Source organism: Fertoeibacter niger (assembly GCF_009380135.2).
Taxonomy (GTDB): domain Bacteria; phylum Pseudomonadota; class Alphaproteobacteria; order Rhodobacterales; family Rhodobacteraceae; genus Fertoeibacter; species Fertoeibacter niger.
On record NZ_WHUT02000015.1, the window covers coordinates 1 to 17148 of the forward strand.

The following is a 17148-nucleotide window of genomic DNA, read 5'->3' on the forward strand; positions in this document are numbered from 1 at the left end:
GGCATCGCCGCCAGCGCGATCACGGCCAGCACGAACAGCACCATGGCGACGCGCCCCGAATTGGTCTGGCGGCGCACCGTCACCTCGGGCAGGGCAGGAAGCGGCATGGCGGAAGAGAGGGAAGCGGGGGTCATGTCTCAGGCCTTTCCAAACAGCCCTTGCGGGCGGGTCGCCAGCACCAGCAGGAAAACGATATGCCCGGCCAGCACGCCAAAGCCCGGGTCGATGCGAAAGCCGATGGCCTGGCTGATGCCCAGCACCATCGACCCGATGAAGGCCCCCCAGACCGAGCCCATGCCACCGATGATCACCGCCTCGAACGCATAGATCAGCTGCGCGCCGCCATCGGCAGGGGCCACGGTGGACCGCAGCGACTGAAACACCGCGGCAAAGCCCAGGATGCCCACGGCAATCGCGGTGGCCGAGGCATAGACGGCGCGGGCGTTGATGCCGGTCATCGACGCCGCCTCTACATCCGCCGAGGCGGCGCGCAGCGCGCGGCCAAAGCGGGTGCGCTTCAGCATCAGATCCAGCCCCCAGGTCAGGCCGGTGGCAAAGGCCAGCACGATCACCGGCAACAGGCCGATGTAGATGCCGCCGATCTGCACCGACTGGCTTTCGATACCGCCGCCGGGCAAGGACCGGCTGTTGGCCGACCAGATTTGCAGCATCAGGTTCTGCAACGCCAGCGACAACCCGAATGTGGCGATCAGCGAGGGCAGCGGGTCATCGCCCACCACGCGGTTCAGGATGCCCTTTTGCAGCAGCCAGCCCATCGCCACGGCCAAAGGCACCAGCGCCACCATCACCGTGAAGGGCCCCAGCCCCCAGGCCGAGGCCAGCGAGATGCCGATCAGCGACAACAGGATCACCAGATCGCCATGGCTGACGTTGACGATCCGCATCACGCCGAACATCAGCGCCATGCCCAGCGCATATTGCGCATACATGCCGCCCAGCAGAATGCCCTGGATCAGCGCATCAAACCACTGCATGAGAGCCTCCGAAATAGGCCGCGGCAATCTGCTCGCGGGTGATGGTGGCTGACGCGCCGGTCAGGGTCACTCGCCCTTCCAGCATGCAGAACAGCCGGTCTGACGCCGATTGCGCCAGCCCCACATCCTGTTCCACCATGATGATGGCAGTTCCCTGCGCGCGAATCTCGGGCAGCGCCGCATAGATCTCGCGGATCACCTTGGGCGCCAGCCCCAGGCTGATCTCGTCGCACAGCAGCACGCGCGGCTGGCTGAGCAGCGCGCGCCCGATGGACACCATCTGTTGCTGGCCACCCGACAGGTTCTGCACCTGTGTGCGCGCCTTGTCCTTTAGGATGGGGAACAGCCGGTGCAGCCTTTCCAGCGACCAGCCGCCCTTGCGGCCAAACCTGTCGGCCTGATCGACGGCCACGCGCAGGTTGTCATCAACCGACATGCCGGTGAACAGGCGGCGACCCTCGGGCACGATGGCCACGCCGTTCTGCACCATGCGGTCGGTGGGCGTGCCGCCGATGGGCTTGCCGTCCAGCCGCACCATGTCGGGTGTGACAGGCAACAGCCCCATGATCGAGCGCAGGAAAGTGGATTTTCCGGCCCCGTTCGCCCCGATCAGGGCCACGGCCTCACCCTCGGCCACGTCGATATCCACACCGTAAAGTGCCTGAAAATCACCATAGCGGGCCACAAGCCCATGGGTGGAAAGGGCAGCGGTCATGCTTCGATCCCCATATAGACGCGCTTCACCTCGGGGTTGGCGATCACATCCTGCGGCAGGCCCTCGGCGATCTTTTCGCCGAAGTTCAGCACCAGCAGGCGGTCGGCCACGGCCAGCAGCGCGTTCAGCACATGTTCGATCCAGACAATCGTGACCCCACGCTCGCGGATGCGGCGCACCAGTGCGACCAGCGCCTTTGATTCCTCATCCGTCAGCCCGCCCGCGATTTCATCCAGCAGCAGCAGCTTGGGGTCAGACGCCAGCGCGCGCGCCAGTTCCAGCCGCTTGCGGTCCAGCAGCGTCAGGCTGCCCGAGGGGGTGTTGGCCTTGTCGGCCAGTTCGCAATCGCGCAACACCTGCGCGCAGAAGGCATAGCTTTCGCGTTCCGTCCGTCCGCTGCCGAAGGCCGAGGCGACCAGAAGGTTTTCGAATGTGGTCATGCCCGTGTAGGGACGCGGGATCTGATAGGTGCGCCCGATGCCCATGCGGCAACGGCGGAACGGCGGCTCGCCCCCCAGCATGACGCCCCCCAGGCGGATTTCTCCGCCCGAGGGTTTGATATCGCCGCTGATCATGTTGAACAGCGTGGTCTTGCCCGCCCCGTTGGGGCCAAGAATACCCAGCACCTCGCCCCGATAGACATCGAAGCTGACCTCGTGCAGCACCCGAACCGCGCCGAAACTTTTCGACACGTTGCTGGCCGCAAGAAGCGTTTCCCGGCTCATTCCCGCCCCTCCGTCACGGGTGATCACCAGACGATCGGCACGATGGCCTGTTCGGGCGAGAACAGCTGATTGACCGAGTTGTCGACGATCTTCAGGTCATAGGCGTATTTTTCGCCCTTGACCCACTGGCCGCCAAAGATCGGCATGGTGCAGATGTTCTTGTGCGGGGTGCCTGCGAATTTCACCGGGCCGCAGACAGTGGTGATGTCGGTCGCAGCCATGGAAACGCGGTTCGCCTCGCGGTCCAGCGGATCGGTGGAGCGTTTCAGGATGTCGATGGCGACCTCCAGCAGCGCATGGGAATAGCCAAGCGGCTGGGTCCACTGGCGGTTCTGGTCGGTTTCCCATTGGGCGGCCAATGCCGCGCTGTCCTGCCCCGTGATGGTCGAGGGGAAGGGGAAGGCCGGCGTCCACCACACTTCGCTGGACATGCCGTTGCCCAACTCGCCCATCGCCTCGACACCGCCGGGGAACAGCAGCGCCGCAGCCACCGTCACCGCGCGCGGCTTGAAGCCCTGCTGGTTGCACTGGGTCACGAAGGTTTTCAGATCGTCCGGATAGGTGATGCCGCCGATGATATCGACGCCCGCCTCTTTGAACGCGGCAATCTGGGCGGAAAAGTCATTGGTGCGCGGCTGGAAATAGCCGGGGATCGTCACCTCATACCCGGCGGCGCGGGTGGGCACCGGCAGGCCATATTCGTTGTTGCCCCAGGTTTCGCCGTCGATGTTCTGGGGGAACAGCATGCCCACCTTCTTGTTCGTCTCCAGCCCGTCCCACAGGCCGACAAAGGTGTTCAGCGCCTCGTCCAGACCCCAGAAGAAATGGTAGGTCCAGTTGAAGTCGCCGCCGCCGCGCGGAAAGATCACCGCCTGCCAGGGCGCACCGGACGAAATGCACGGCGCCTCATACAGTTCGGCCTGTTCCATCACCGGCAGGATGGTGTCGGTGGTCGAGGCGGGCACCACCAGATGCACCTCTTCGTTCAGGATCAGGTCGCCCGCCAGTTCGGCCGCCTTGTTGGGGTTCGACTGGCTGTCACGCTCCAGGATCTCCAGCGCATAGGTGTCGCCATTGGCCGATTGCAGCGTGCCGCCCAGCGCATCGCGAATCTTCTGCACGGTGTAGCCATCGGTTTCACCGAACAGGCCCAGCGGGCCGGTGGCCGGGGTGATATAGGCCACCTTGATGGTGCCTGCCGTCTGCGCGCGCAGATAGGTCGGCATGCCAAGTGTCGAGGCTGCCACGCCCGCACCCATGCCACGCAGCATGGACCGGCGGCTGATGCCCGATTTAACCAGCTTGTTGTAGTAGGCCATCGTCGTCTCCTCCCTTGTGTTGGCCGTCCGGCCCGCTTCCTCCTCGCGGGTCGGACGGCGGATAATTCAGGTCATGCGGATCAGTGAACCGCCGTCGATCACGACCAGCGACCCGGTGAAATAGGCCCCGGCGGGCGAGGCCAGCAGCAGGGCCAGCCCCTTGATGTCTTCGACATCGCCGATGCGCCCGATCAGCGACTGCGATTCAAACGCCGCGCGGTCGGCCTTGTTGCGCAACCGGCCCCCGGCGATGTTGGTGATGAACGGCCCGGGCAGAATGGCGTTCACGCGGATCCCGTAAGCCCCCAGTTCCATCGCCATGTGCCGCACGAAGTGGTTAACCGCGGCCTTGGCGGGCATATAACTGGTGCCGACGATGCTTTCGTTGATCTCGGCCGCGATTGATGATGTGACGATGATCTGGCCACCGCCCGCAGGCTTCATGTGGCGCACCGCGTTCTTGACCGTCACATAGACCGAGGTGAGGTTGATCTCGATGCCGCGGTCCCATTGTTCATCGGGGATGTTTTCGATGGCGCCATCGGGGTTTCTTTCACCCGTGGGGGTGTTGAACCCCGGGCCGGGGTCGATGCCCGCATTGGCAAAAACGGTGTCGATGCGGCCATGGCGCGCGGCCACCGCGTCAAAGGCCGCAGCCATGGCGGGCCGGTCGCCCACATCGACGCGCTGGCACCAGACATCCCAGCCCTTTGCCGTCATCTCGGCCTCGGCCCTGGCCATCCCGTCGGCATCAATATCGAAAATGCAGACCCGCGCCCCCTGTTCGGCCATGATCTCGACATAGGCCTTGCCGATGCCGCTGGCGCCGCCGGTCACGATCACCGACTTGCCCCGCACGTTGAACATCGTTTCAAGTGCCGCCATACTGTTCTCCTCCCCGGCCCGATTGCCTGCAAGGCCGCCATCCAGAGGCAAGCACCACAGCCCCGGTTGCGCCGGTTTCTGCCATCATTCTTTGCGGAAAGGCCCTGCCCCCCTCCCAGAGGACACAGCCATATGCATACATCAGGGTCTTCACGGTGCTTTGTGTCAAATGCGGAAAGCGGCGATTAATATAGCGTTTCGCTATATTGCTAACATTCTGATTTAAATAGGTAATCGAAGAATGTGGTTGGCAGCCCTCACGAGCCGGGAAAAATTGCTTGCTGAAATGCGCAATCGCAGTTGATCATATGATAAATCTGTCTGGATGGTGCCGCATGAAATCGCCTTTGCTGCCGCTGCGCGGGAACATCGACTCTGCCGGTTTGCTGGATCGGGGCGGCCGGCCCACGGTGCGCGAATTGCTGGGCGGGCTGGGCTTTGATGCCCTGACAGGCGCCCTGCGCCTGAACGGCGAGCGTGTGACCCTGCAACTGGCCGAGGCTGACCGCATCCTGCGCCGTGAGCTGATCCGCCTGCTGGGCGAGGAAGAGGCGCGGATATTGCTGCTGCGGCGCGGGTTTCAGATGGGTCAGAACGATGCCGCCTATGTGGCCCGGTCCTGGCCCGCGCTGGACAAGGGCGATGCCTTTACCGCAGGCACAAGGCTGCACATGTTCAGCGGCATCGTGCGTGTCGAGACGAAGTTCAATGATTTCGACTTCGCGCGCGGACGGTTCTCGGCGGAATTCCTTTGGCACAACTCCATCGAGGCCGAAGACGGCCCCGGCCAGCCGCGCCATTCCGACAGGCCGGTGTGCTGGCAGCAACTGGGCTATGCCTCGGGCTATGCCAGCTTTTTCTTTGGCGTGCCGGTGATCTACAAGGAAACCGAATGCGTGGCGCAGGGCCATCGCTGCTGCCGGGTGCTGGGACGGCTGGCAACGGGCTGGGGCGAGGATGACCCCGATGTCATCCTGTTCCGCAGCCGCATCCTGCCACGCGTTCCGGGTGCCGGGGTGGGGGGCGCAACACCTGCCCCGACGCATGACGCCGCCGACATGCCGCTGGTGGCACCGCTGCTGCGCTGGCTCGAACGGGCCGCGCAACTGCCCCTGCCCTGCCTGATTGCGGGTGCGGGCAGTTGCGGACAGGACGTGGCAGCGGCGCAACTGGTGCGGCTTTCCGGCCGTGGCGAGCCGCCTCTGCGTCTGGCAGGGGCCATTGCAGGGCCAGAGGCGCTGCAGGCTGCGCTTGCCCTGCAACGCAAGCCGCGCCGCAAGGAACTGCCGCCCGTCCTGCTGCTGGACGGGATCGAGGCGATGCCTGCCGCCGCGCAGGCCGAGCTTGCCGCCGAAGTGGGCGGCGACCCGCAGACCCGGCCCCATGTGGTCGCCACCTCGGCCCTGCCCCTGGCACGGCTGGCGGCGGGTGGCATATTGCCATCGCTCTGGCTGCGGTTCGCCCCGCTTTCGGTGGACATGCCGGCGTTGGCCGACCGGAGCGCGGAACTGCCGCAACTTGCAAAGCTGCGGCTGGCGCGGCTGGCCGCGCAGTTGCAGCTTGCCCCGCCGGTGATCGCGCCGGGCGCGCTGGATCAACTGGCCGAGAGCATTCCCGAAACCGGGCTTGAGGGGCTGGATGCCGTTCTGACCGCCATTCTGGTGGATGCACAGGATGGCCATCCCCTGACGGCAAACAGCGTTGCACAGGCCATGCGGCGCGTGGCCCCCCGCCCAACGGTGCCCACAGCGGATGACATGGACGTGCGGATTGCAGCATCGCTGGCACGTGGCGGCTTTTCCCTGACCGCGCACGAGGCGCGCATTCGTGCCACGGCGCTGGCGCAGGCCGGGGGCAATCTAGCCGCAGCGGCCCGGCTGCTGGGCATCAGCCGGGCGCAACTGGCCTACCGGGAAAAGGCCGGGCAGGGCTGAACTGCCGTGGTCAGATCGGCGATCGCGTTCGCGGTGACAGGAATGCCGTCGCGCCGCCGCTGATCCTCGGGCCGCTGTCCGGATTTGCCAGGCAGCATGACTTGGGCAACACGCGCCGCGCGTGGCAATTGCCTGATGTCATTCAACATCAATTCACGGGCACCCGACCTGCCCCGTCTCGTTGGGAACTTCGCGGGCGCGGAAGGGGGGGGGGCGGGCATCCGTTGCCCGCCCCTGCCAGCGCCAGACCTAGTCGCGGTTGGCACCCATGTTGGCGAACCGCGCAGGATCGGCCTTTTCAAGTTTCGCCGCGATCAGGTAGCCCAGCACCCCGAACGCCGGCACAAGCCCGGGCAGGATGAAGGACAATGGCGCAACCGTTCCCGTCGCCGATCCGAAACCGATCAGGGTATACAGCGCTATGGCCGCCATGACGACGCCCGAAACCAGCGGTGCAAGCAGCACTTTCCAGGCCGGCTCGACCCCGGGCAACTTGCGAAAGTAGGCAATGACAGCGAAGGACGTGATTGCCATCATCGTCAGCACACCCAGCACGCTGACCTGTGCGACCCAGGTGAAGAGGTTGAGCACCGGGTCCAGCCCCATCGCGGCGAAGAAGACCACCACGACAACCGCCAGAACGGTCTGCACCACCGAGCCCACGTGCGGGCTTTGGTGGCTGGAATGCGTCACGCCCATGAAGGACGGCAACAGGCCTTCCCGACCCGAGACATAGAAATAGCGTGCGATGAAGTTGTGCATGGCCAGGGCCGAAGCGAACACCGAACTGACAAGCAGAACACCAAGGATCATGGCGGTGGTGCCACTCGAATACTGCTCGGCAAGCGTGAAAAGGTAAAGCGTCGGGTCAGGCAGAGCCGCAATGGTCGGGACAAGCGCGTCAATCCCCGTGGCAACCACCATGGTCCAGGTCACAAAGGCATAGAAAACCCCGATCAGGAAGATCGCGAGGAACGTCGCCTTCGGCACGGTCCTGTCGGCATCGCGGACCTCTTCGGCATAAATCGCCGTTGCCTCGATGCCGATGAATGATCCGAAGGTGAACAGGATCGCAGCCACGGTGCCGCCGCCGACAAAGATCAGGCTCGGGTCGAGGATGTTGTAGGTCAGATCGCCCGCGCCGCCCTTGGCAACGATAGAGACGGCCACGACAAGCCCGATCAGAACTTCCAGCACCACGAGAACCATCAAAACCTTTGCCGAAAGCTCTGCCTCCTTGTAGCCGAGGATACCGATGATCGCCGTGGCGATCAGGCTCCAGCCCCACCAGGGAAGGTTCAGGCCAAACTGGCCAAAGACCCCGGCTGCAACCCCGCCCAGAAGACCGAGAAGGCCGACCATCATCGCGTTGTAGGCCAGGACGGCCATCAATGCGATCGCCCCCCCGAAACGGCCGCCCAGCGCGCGCGCGGAATAGGCGTAAAAGGCCCCGGCATTGCGAATGTTCCGCGCCAGCGCGACAAAACCGATGCCCCAGATGGCCAGAACGATGGCCATCAGAATGAACGTGCCGGGGATCCCTGCGCCATTGCCCAATAGCATGGCAATCGGGATCGCCCCGGCGATGCCGGTCAGCGGCGCGGCCGCCGAGATTACCATGAAAACCAGCAGCCCCAAGCCGATGGCGTTCTTCTTCAGCCGGTTTGCTTCCGGCGATATTGCGTTGTTCATGCGTTTCCCATCCCTGTTGTTTGGTTTTTTTGGTCTTTCTTTCAGTCGGTCGTGATGTTGACGGCACGTCTGTAGGCGCGCTGTCCGTAAAGCAGCGCGGCGGTATTCTCCGACAACCTCACCGCCGAAACACGGCCGACGATGATGTAGTGGGTTTCCCACAAGACGGCGGTGGCAAGCCTGCATTCAAGGGTTGCGGTTGCGCCAAGGAAAAGAGGCTGGCCAAGGGGTCCGGTGACCCATTCAACGCCTGCAAATCGTTCGGCGTGCTCGCCCGCGGCGTCTCGGCCCGCGAAACGGTTGGCGATGGCCTCCTGGTCATCGGCCAGAAGGTTTGCGGCAAAGGCGCGGTTCTTCAGTATGGCGGTGGCGGCGGGCGAAAGGTGATGGATGCAGCCCAGCAAAGAGGGCTGCTCGCCATCGGCCGACACCGAAGTCAGCGAGGAAATCGTGACGCCGAACCGGCCCGCCTCGCCGTCGGTGGTGGCGACGGCGACAAAGGTTGCGGCGCGGGACATCGCTTCAAGGAAACGGTTGCGCAGATCCATGGCCTAGCCCAGATCGAAGAAGCGTTGCAGTTCCACGTCGGGAACCCGGCGGCGAAACTCGTCGTGCTGGCTTTCGCGGGTGGCGGCAAAGCCATCGACAAACCGATCACCCAGCCAGTCGCGGGCGAAACCTGACGCGCGCAGGCGGGCAATCGCCTCGGGCATCGAGCGGGCAAAGTCGCGCGCTGGCGTCTGCGCATAGCCAGAGCCGATGACCTCGGCCTCGGGCTCCAGCTGGTTCATGATACCCGCAATTCCTGCGGCCAGCGTTGCCGCGGTGGTCAGATAGGGGTTGGTATCTGCGCCGGGCAGGCGGTTCTCGACGCGCAGCGACCCGGGATCATGGCCCACCAGTCTGAAGCATGTGGTGCGGTTCTCGTAACCCCATGTCAGGCCGGGCGGCGCGAAGGTGCCGGGTGCAAACCGGCGGTAGCTGTTCACCGTCGGCTGGAAGATCAGGGTCATGTCGCCGATATAGGCCTGCAACCCGCCCAGAAACCAGCGGAAGGTCTGGCTGACGCCGTTCTTCTGACCAGCATCCCAGAAGACCGGTGTCCCCGCCTTGTCCTTCAGACTCATATGCAGGTGGATCGACTGGCTGTCCGCCGCTTCGCTCCAGCGCGGCATGAAGGTAACGGATCGGCCCTGTCGCAGCGCCAGAGCGCGCAGGAAATTCTTCAGCAGCACCATCTGGTCCGCAGGCTCAAGCCCGCCACCCGCGCCGATGCAGCATTCCATGAAGCCCGCGCCGATCTCTTCATGCATCTTGGCAAGATCGATCTTCAAGGGTTCGCAGATCGCCGCCAGTGCCTCGTACCAGTCGGTCTGCACCGCCTGATAGATGATCAGATCATGGCTGGCGTGCAAGGTTGCGGGTTTGAGATTGCGATAGCCCTTGGCCTTGGCGCTTTCAGGGGTTTCGTCGAACAGGGTGTATTCCAGTTCCATTCCGTATTTCGGAAACAGGCCCGCCTCGGACGCCCGCGCCAGCACTTTCGTCAGGATCGACCGGGGGCACAGTTCTGCCGACTGGCCGGTGAAGTTCGACAGCACCAGCAGGTCATGACCCGGCTTTGACCATGGCATGCGCCGCACGCTGGCAGGGTCAAGGATCAGGGCGTCGTCGTGGAAATCCCCCGCATCGTCATTCACGCCCGGCAGGTTCAGGTGGACGTCTGTCGGGTCCAGCGCCAGCTGGGCCGGGGCCATGCCCATCCCGGCCCTGGCAATCCCCTTCAGGCTGCTTGCCGACACCATCTGCCCGCGCAAAAGTCCGTTCGTGTCCGTCATGGCAACCGTGGCAAAGCGGCTGCCGGGGTCGGTGAGAAAGTTTTCAAGCGTCATGGTTCACCTGTTGGGTAGGGGCGCTTTGAAGCGCTTCTAGTTCGGTTAGGTCTGGTCCGGGGGCAGTCGAATAGGCCTTCAGGAACACGCGCAGGCCATTCCGGATGTATCGCGCCAGCGACGCCCGGTCAGGCTGGGCATCGGGCATGTAAAGCGCCTGGGTCCGCGGAGCGGACAGGATCAGGCCCCAAAGGTCTTGCGCGGCCAGTTCGGCATCCTCGAACGCCAACCGCCCGGCCCGCCGCTGGCTGTCCAGATAGCGCATGATCCCGCGCAACAGGTGGTCGGGGCCAGAGGCCTGATAGGCCCGCCCGATCTCGGGGAACCGTTGCACTTCGCCGATGATCAGCCGCGCGAGTGACAGCATCTCGGGCCGCATCACCGTGTCGGCATAGGCCCAGGCAAACACCAGAAGATCGGCCACCATGCCCTGATCGGACGGATGCTCGAACACATCCAGCATCACGTCGCGCTTTCCCAGCATCATGGCCTGAAAAATCGATTCCTTCGACGGGAAGTAGGAATACAGCGTCGGCTTCGTCACCCCCGCCTCGGCCGCGACGGCATCCATCGACGCACCCGAATAGCCCTGGGCCGCAAACACCTTCAGCGCGGCATCCAGGATCGCCCGTTCCCGGTTCAGCCGGTTCTGCTGGCGGCGGGGAAGCACGGTCATGGCAGGCGACCCAGCAGGTCAAGCAGCGGTCCGGCATAGGCATCGGGCGCTTCGACGTTGCAGACATGCCCTGCTCCCGCGATCACCTCGAAGCGCACATCAGGGCGCGGGGCGGCATCCCAGATGCGGCCCGCAACGCCCCGGATCTCCGCCGGCGGGGCCAGACGGTCATGCTCGCCCGTCATCATGAGGACCGGCATCGTCAGACGCGCAAAGTCAAAGCGTTCCAGCGGGTTGGTAAAGCAGGTCAGCGCATCGCGATAGGTGGCCGCAGGGATCGCGGCCATGCTGTCGAACAGCCGCTGCCGCACCGCCTGGCTGGCGCCGGGGCTCGCCAGAACCTTTACCACGGCCGGCGCAAAATCGGCGGGCGTCTGGCCCGCGTTCAGCGGAACTTCGCGGCTCAGCCGAAAGGCCTCGCGCTCTTCAGGGTCCGCTTCGGACATGCCGGTGCAGCCACCCGACAAAACCAGCGCATCCAGCATTTCGGGGTGCCGCATGGCAAAAGACGTGGCGATCCATGACCCGTAGGACAGTCCCACCAACACCAGCCGTTTCGCCCCCAGCTTTTCCGCCACGCGCAGAATGTCGGCGCAGTAGTCATCGACCGTTGATTGCTGCGCCCCAAGACTGCTGTCGCCATAGCCCCGCAGGTCAAGGGCTGCGGCGCGCATCACGCCCCCCACGGCCTGCAACTGGTCCACCCAGTTTGACCGCGCGCCCCCGATCCCGTGCAGGAACAGACACAACCGCCCATCGCCGCCATCCGGCGTGACCGACAGGGCGAGCCGTGGCAAGTCATCGAAAACCCGCGTTTCGACGGGCGCGGGCACGATGGACTTCATCTGTTCGGGGGCCGCAGGCACCCGGGGCATCCCAGCCAGCGCCGAAACCCCAACCGCAAAGACCTTGCGCGTGCCCTCGCAAATCTCTCCCAGCCGCCCCGCCGGGGCGCGGACGGTCGCGGTCCATCCCACATGGCTGCCGCCACCTTCGGCCGGAGTGACCGTGACCCGCGCGTCATAGGCCTCGCAGCCCCTAATGCCGTCCAGATGGGTATAGCCCAGCACCCGGTCGCTGTCGGAAAGATAGGTTTGCTGCTCGCGATAAAGCGTGTCTTCGCCCGTCACCGTAAAGGCCCGGATGCGCGCGCCGTTCGGTCCGCGCTCTTCGCGGATCGTCGCAATCCATGGGTGCCAGGGGCCGCAGAAATCGCGCAGGGTTCGCCAGACGTCATCCGGAGAATGGGGCACATGGCCCTGAACCTGAACGACATCGCGCCCCATCAGCGCAGGCCCCGCAGCGAACCCGCATCGCCGCGCCAGAGCGAGTTCCTGGCACCACCCTCGTCGCCCGGCGCCGTGTCCAGTTCGTCCATGTCGTAAAGGGCAAGGACGCCGATGTAATCCTCCATGATCTCGGAGGTGTAGGGCAGCATCAGCGCCCCGCAGCGGCTGTCGCGATACATCCGCTCCAGTGGCAGGGACTTCAGCATCGACTGCCCGCCACAGGTGCGGATCGCCAGCGCCGTCATTTCCTGCGCGCCCTCCATCACGTTGTATTGTGCGGCATACATCCGCATGACCTCGGCCTTCGACGGCATGCCCTTGGCTTCGGAAAAGGCCTGCCACCACAGCGCGCGGATATTGGCCAGTCGGGCATACATCTTCGACACCGCAACCCGCTTGGTCGCATACATCCGCCGGTCGATCGGCGGCTGGCCGGGCACCTGCCCCTTCAGATAGGCGATGGTGAAATCATAGGCCCCCTGCGCCACGCCCATGTAGGTGGGCGACAGCGTCGCCATCATGTGCGGCCAGTTCGGCAGGGTCTTGCCGAAAATGCCGCGCGGCATCAGCAGGTCATCCTTGGTGACGAAAACATCTTTCAGGATCAGATCGCGGCTGTTTGTGCCCCGCATTCCCAGCGGATCCCACTCACCCTTGACGGTCAGCCCGACGGTATCCTTGTGAACGACAAACAACATCGTGTCTTCATGCCGGGGCTCGATGCCCTCAAAGACCTCGGTGCAGACGATGGTGTAATAGTCGCAGTAGCCGGCCAGCGACGCGAACTTCTTGAACCCGCTGATCTTCCAGCCGCCCTCGACCGCGCGGCACTGGGTCTGGTTGGGCTTCGATGTCCAGTTCTGCCCACCCTCCGAGATCGGCTGCGAATAGATCGCCCGCTCCTTCATCGCACGGGAAAACTGGCGGGCGCGCAGGGGCGCGAACTCGGCCTTTTCCTCGGGCGTCAGGTTGGGCATGTCGAACATGAACCGCGACCAGGCCATCGAGGAATTGTGCATGTTGAACGTCAACGCCGTCGCGCCGCAGTATTTGGCGATCTCGGCCCCGACCATGGCATATTCGCCCATGGAAAAGCCCCAGCCGCCAAACTCCTCGGGGATTGTCAGGCCCAGGAACCCCGCATCCGCCAGATCCTTGTAATTCGCGGTGGGAAAGGATGCCTCGTCATCCACCGCCTTGGCCCGGGCGGCAAAGACCGGGCCCATCGCGTTGATCTTGGCCAACGCCGCGGCGACCTCGGGGCGGACGCGGGACATGTCGTAATAATCGGCCGGTTTGCTCATGGGCATGGCGGCAACGGGGGCTTGAACGTTCATCAGGCGAGGTCTCCTTGCAGGACGCCGTCCTTGACGACGACGCGCCCGTCGAGGGCGATGGTGCAATTGCGCATGGGAAGATCGAAGTGGCCAAGCGTATAGCGCCCGGCATACTGGTTGGCCCCGGTGGACCACAGGAAAGACCCCGCCAGCGCCCGGAACTCGACCGCCTGCATGTCGCGCTTGTCATACATGGCCGCACTGACCCAACGCGCGCCGGGGTGCATGCCCCAGCCGACATGGCTCATGCCATAGGCGTTCCGGTCGTCCCACGCCTCCATGTATTCGCGGAAATGCAGGGCATCTATGCCGTCGCCCTTGATGGCGGTGACAAAGTCATCCTCGATCGTGAAATCAATCTGGCTGGTCAGGCAGGTCTTGAAGGTCAGGTTCATGTCGCCCACCCCCATCACGATCCGCCCGTTGACGGCATGCTGTCCGGGGAAGGCCAGGCACAACCCGCCCGGCCAATGGGCAACAGCGCCCGGGGTGGTGCCAAAGCCCGCCGTCCCGCCGCAAGGTGCGCCGCGCAGGTCCACCGTCAGATCGGTGCCAAGGGCCGAAGTCACCCGCATTTCCGACGCATCGCGCAGCAGCTGGATGCCAAGCTGAACCTTCGGCCCGTGTTCCGCCTTTGGTTCCGTCCGCTCCAGAATCTCGGGGTGTTCGTTGGTGATGACCAGAAGCCGCGTGCGGCCCGCCGCCTCGATCTCGGGCCATTCGGGGGCGTGGATCAGCCCTTCTACCGTGCAATCGACGATCACATCGACAAGCTTCAGCGCCTCGATCACCGCGCGGTTGCCTGCGATTGCCCAGCTTGTCCCGGTGGATTTGACGGGGACGGGTGCCGTCTGCGGCGGGGTCGGCATCTGGATCATGCAGAACTCGGCCCCAAGGTCATAGGCTGCCAGTTCGCACAGATGCACCAGAACGGGGCGCGACTGGGTTTCGTGCAGGATGGCAATGGGCGTGCCCTTGCCGATCCCGTTCAGCGCCAGCACCCGCCGAAATGCCGCAAGCCATTTGCCCTCAACGCGTTCCTGAAGCATGGCGCGATTCTCCTGTTGACGATTCGCACTTTCGCGAATTTCTTTACTTGTGAGTAAAGCTTCATGATCTCGTCACTCTCTGTCAACATAATTTGCGAAAATACTATTCTCTTTCGCAAATATGTCGCCGCTTCATACCTTTCCGGCAGACTTCAGCCCGGCCCAGGTCGGGCGCGGCAGTTCGAACCGGTCATGGCTGCGGATGTATTCCGACCCGAAACTGCGGGCGACAAGATCCAGCGCGTCGGTCTCGATGTGCGCGCGCGCCGGGTCGCGCAGATAGCGGTCATCGACATGCACCGCCAGAACCCGGCCGATCACCACGGTCTGACACGGCCCTGTGACAACTGACGACAGGGCGCGGCATTCAAAGGCCACGGGGCTGTCGGCGATGCGTGGCGGGGCGATATGGTGGCTGGACAACGTCGCAAGGCCCGCCATCTGCAATTCATCCACACCGCGCGGCGCATCGGCCGAGGTCAGGTTCATTGCCTGCACCAGCCGCTCGGGCACCAGATTCACCACGAACTCGCCCGTTTCCAGAATGTTCAGCGCCGTGTCCTTGAAGCCCCGGTCGGGTGCGGCCATCAGGCCCAGCGCAATCGTCGGCGGGGCGGACCCCATGACGTTGAAAAACGAATAGGGCGCAGCGTTGATGCCGTCCTTTCCCTTCGTCACCACCCAGGCGATGGGCCGGGGGATCACCGTCGCGGCCAGCAGCTTGTAGGCGACAGGTTCCGGCACCTGATCAAGATCGTAGCGCATCAGACTTCCCGCACAGCGGGCTTGGCGCGCGTGTCAACCACCAGCTCGAACACATCGGGGCGGGCGTAATGGCCGGTCACGTCGAAATCGAACTTGGCGCGCATCACGTCGCCAGGATCTATCTCGGCGTAAAGGATCGTCTCGCCACTGAAATCCGGCCCCGCCAGAACGCGCCCCATGGGCGACACGATCGCTGATCCGCCGCGCATCATTACCAGGTCGGGGTCGTCGCCCAAGGCACTTTCATGCGCCGCCCCATAAGCCGCGCGTGTGATGTGCTGGCAGGCGGTCAGGACAAAGGTCCGGCCCTCCATCGCGATATGCTGCATCGTCGGCAGCCAGGTGTCGCGGTCGTCGGCGGTGGGGGCGCAATACAGCGTAACCCCCTGATGATACATGTGCATCCGAAGGGCAGGCATGTAGTTTTCCCAACAGATCACCGCGCCGATGGTGCCCAGATCGGTCTTGAATGCGGGCATGGTCGATCCGTCGCCAAAACCCCAGATCAGCCGTTCGCCCGCCGTGGGCATCAGCTTTCGGTGCTTGCCAACCAGCCCCTTCACGCCGTCGAAGTAAAGAACCGTGCAATACAGCGTGGCCCCGGCCCGTTCGATCACACCAACAACGGCAAAAACGCCGGTCGCGGCGCAGGCTTCGGCCATGCAGGCAACCTCTGGCCCGTCCAGATCAATGGCGGCAGCATGGTAGCGGGCAAAGGCCTCGCGCCCCTCGGGTTTGCGCATGCCGATGGGGGCACCAAAGCTGGCCCCCTTGGGATAGCCGCCGATCAGCGCCTCGGGGAAAACCACCAGCCGCGCGCCCCGTCCTGCCGCCTCGCGCAGCCGTGCAGCTGCCTTGTCGGCCGTAGCCACCGGGTCAGAGGGGACCGAGGCCATCTGGACCACGGCTGCGGTAAAAGGTTGCATCTTTGGTCCTTTCAATCGGGGTCACTCTTCCGGCGTGCTGTTCACCACCGGGTTGCGCAGGCTGCCGATCCCCTGCACATGACCCACCACCACATCGCCCGGGAGCAGCCATTCCTGCGGGGTGCGGCCTGCGCCCACGCCTTCGGGCGTGCCGCTGGCGATGATGTCGCCCGGTTCCAGCGTAATGCCGGTGGAGATGTCGGCGATCAGTTCATCGACCTTGAACAGCATGTGGCGCGTGTTCGAGCGCTGTTTTTCCACGCCGTTGACCGTCAGCCACAGGTCAAGCACCTGCGGATCGGGGATGTCATCGGCGGTCACGATGCAGGGCCCGAAGGGGGCATAGCTGTCCATGCCCTTGGAGAATATCCATTGCCCTGCGCGGCGGTTGTCGCGGGCGGAAACGTCGATCATCACCGAATAGCCGAAAACATGCGCCAGGGCGTCTTCGCGCCGGATGCGCCGCGCCGTGGTGCCGATGATGACGGCCAGTTCCACCTCCCAATCCAGTTGCTTGGTCATCTTCGCATTGTGCTCGATCGCGTCGCCCGGCCCGATCACCGTCGTCGGCGGCTTGGAAAACACCACCGGCTGCTTCGGCAGGTCTTTCGACGTGTCCAGCGAGGCGGCACTTTCCGCGACATGCTCGACATAGTTCAGCCCGATGCCGAAGATGTTCTTCCGTGGCCGCGGGATAGGGGCCAGCAGCCGCACATTGGCCAGCGCGGTGGCCGAGCCGGGTTTGTGCCGGCCTTCTGCCGCCTCCAGACAGGCGCGCAGGGTGTCAAGCCCGGGGCGGCCCGTGTCGATCAGCCCCAACATGGTCGCAGGCAGGTGTTCGCCCTGCCCCGCCGCCAGCATTTCCACATCGACGACAAGATCGCCCTCGATCACGCCAAGCCGTGCAGCGCCTTCAACCGAGGCGCGGTAAGTCACAAATTTCATGGTC

General features: G+C 64.4%; 16 protein-coding genes. 1 reads left to right on the forward strand and 15 read right to left on the reverse strand.

Annotation, left to right across the window (positions count from 1 at the left end; translation table 11 throughout):
• Positions 1-137: 137 nt before the first annotated feature.
• The 5 genes from GEU84_RS18710 to GEU84_RS18730 form a co-directional block, all read right to left on the reverse strand.
• Positions 138-995 carry a branched-chain amino acid ABC transporter permease gene (locus GEU84_RS18710; RefSeq protein WP_152828607.1) on the reverse strand — a complete coding sequence of 286 codons (858 nt, stop codon included), beginning with the start codon at positions 993-995 and terminating at the stop codon, positions 138-140.
• Positions 982-1710 carry an ABC transporter ATP-binding protein gene (locus tag GEU84_RS18715; RefSeq protein WP_152828606.1) on the reverse strand — a complete coding sequence of 243 codons (729 nt, stop codon included), beginning with the start codon at positions 1708-1710 and terminating at the stop codon, positions 982-984. The genes GEU84_RS18710 and GEU84_RS18715 overlap by 14 nt, the downstream gene beginning before the upstream one ends.
• A complete protein-coding gene (locus GEU84_RS18720; protein WP_152828605.1) occupies positions 1707-2435 on the reverse strand; it encodes an ABC transporter ATP-binding protein in 729 nt (242 codons plus the stop codon). The genes GEU84_RS18715 and GEU84_RS18720 overlap by 4 nt, the downstream gene beginning before the upstream one ends.
• Before the next feature lie 23 nt (positions 2436-2458).
• Entirely contained in the window at positions 2459-3754 is a 1296-nt protein-coding gene (locus GEU84_RS18725; RefSeq protein WP_152828604.1) for an ABC transporter substrate-binding protein, read from the reverse strand.
• A 66-nt stretch (positions 3755-3820) separates the two neighbouring features.
• Positions 3821-4639 (reverse strand): SDR family NAD(P)-dependent oxidoreductase, encoded by an 819-nt coding sequence (locus tag GEU84_RS18730; RefSeq protein ID WP_152828603.1) that lies wholly within the window; start codon positions 4637-4639, stop codon positions 3821-3823.
• A gap of 335 nt (positions 4640-4974) precedes the next feature.
• Here GEU84_RS18730 and GEU84_RS18735 point away from each other — a divergent pair, with 335 nt between their 5' ends.
• Positions 4975-6573, forward strand: a complete 1599-nt coding sequence (locus GEU84_RS18735; protein ID WP_174539994.1) for a XylR N-terminal domain-containing protein — start codon at positions 4975-4977, stop codon at positions 6571-6573.
• Positions 6574-6822: 249 nt separating this feature from the next.
• On the opposite strand, the gene GEU84_RS18740 is transcribed toward GEU84_RS18735, so the two are convergent.
• From GEU84_RS18740 to GEU84_RS18785, 10 genes are all read right to left on the reverse strand, one after another.
• Positions 6823-8265: an APC family permease gene (locus GEU84_RS18740; RefSeq protein ID WP_152828601.1), complete on the reverse strand. Its 1443-nt coding sequence runs from the start codon at positions 8263-8265 to the stop codon at positions 6823-6825.
• 41 nt (positions 8266-8306) lie between these two features.
• Positions 8307-8813, reverse strand: coding sequence for a flavin reductase family protein (locus GEU84_RS18745; RefSeq protein ID WP_152828600.1), 507 nt, complete (start codon positions 8811-8813; stop codon positions 8307-8309).
• Positions 8814-8816: 3 nt separating this feature from the next.
• Entirely contained in the window at positions 8817-10157 is a 1341-nt protein-coding gene (locus tag GEU84_RS18750; RefSeq protein ID WP_152828599.1) for a glutamine synthetase family protein, read from the reverse strand.
• Complete coding sequence (locus GEU84_RS18755) at positions 10147-10833, reverse strand: TetR/AcrR family transcriptional regulator (protein WP_152828598.1); 687 nt, start codon at positions 10831-10833, stop codon at positions 10147-10149. Before GEU84_RS18755 ends, GEU84_RS18750 begins: the two co-directional genes overlap by 11 nt.
• A complete protein-coding gene (locus GEU84_RS18760; RefSeq protein WP_152828597.1) occupies positions 10830-12119 on the reverse strand; it encodes an alpha/beta fold hydrolase in 1290 nt (429 codons plus the stop codon). The genes GEU84_RS18755 and GEU84_RS18760 overlap by 4 nt, the downstream gene beginning before the upstream one ends.
• Complete coding sequence (locus GEU84_RS18765) at positions 12119-13426, reverse strand: acyl-CoA dehydrogenase family protein (protein ID WP_152828596.1); 1308 nt, start codon at positions 13424-13426, stop codon at positions 12119-12121. The genes GEU84_RS18760 and GEU84_RS18765 overlap by 1 nt, the downstream gene beginning before the upstream one ends.
• Before the next feature lie 32 nt (positions 13427-13458).
• Positions 13459-14508, reverse strand: a complete 1050-nt coding sequence (locus tag GEU84_RS18770) for a 2,5-dihydroxypyridine 5,6-dioxygenase NicX family protein (protein ID WP_152828595.1) — start codon at positions 14506-14508, stop codon at positions 13459-13461.
• Positions 14509-14640: 132 nt separating this feature from the next.
• A complete protein-coding gene (locus GEU84_RS18775; RefSeq protein WP_152828594.1) occupies positions 14641-15273 on the reverse strand; it encodes a flavin reductase family protein in 633 nt (210 codons plus the stop codon).
• Complete coding sequence (locus GEU84_RS18780) at positions 15273-16199, reverse strand: carbon-nitrogen hydrolase family protein (RefSeq protein ID WP_152828593.1); 927 nt, start codon at positions 16197-16199, stop codon at positions 15273-15275. Before GEU84_RS18780 ends, GEU84_RS18775 begins: the two co-directional genes overlap by 1 nt.
• Before the next feature lie 21 nt (positions 16200-16220).
• The gene (locus GEU84_RS18785) at positions 16221-17144 is read right to left on the reverse strand and encodes a fumarylacetoacetate hydrolase family protein (RefSeq protein WP_152828592.1); all 924 of its coding nucleotides are present in this window, start codon (positions 17142-17144) and stop codon (positions 16221-16223) included.
• Between the last annotated feature and the right edge of the window lie 4 nt (positions 17145-17148).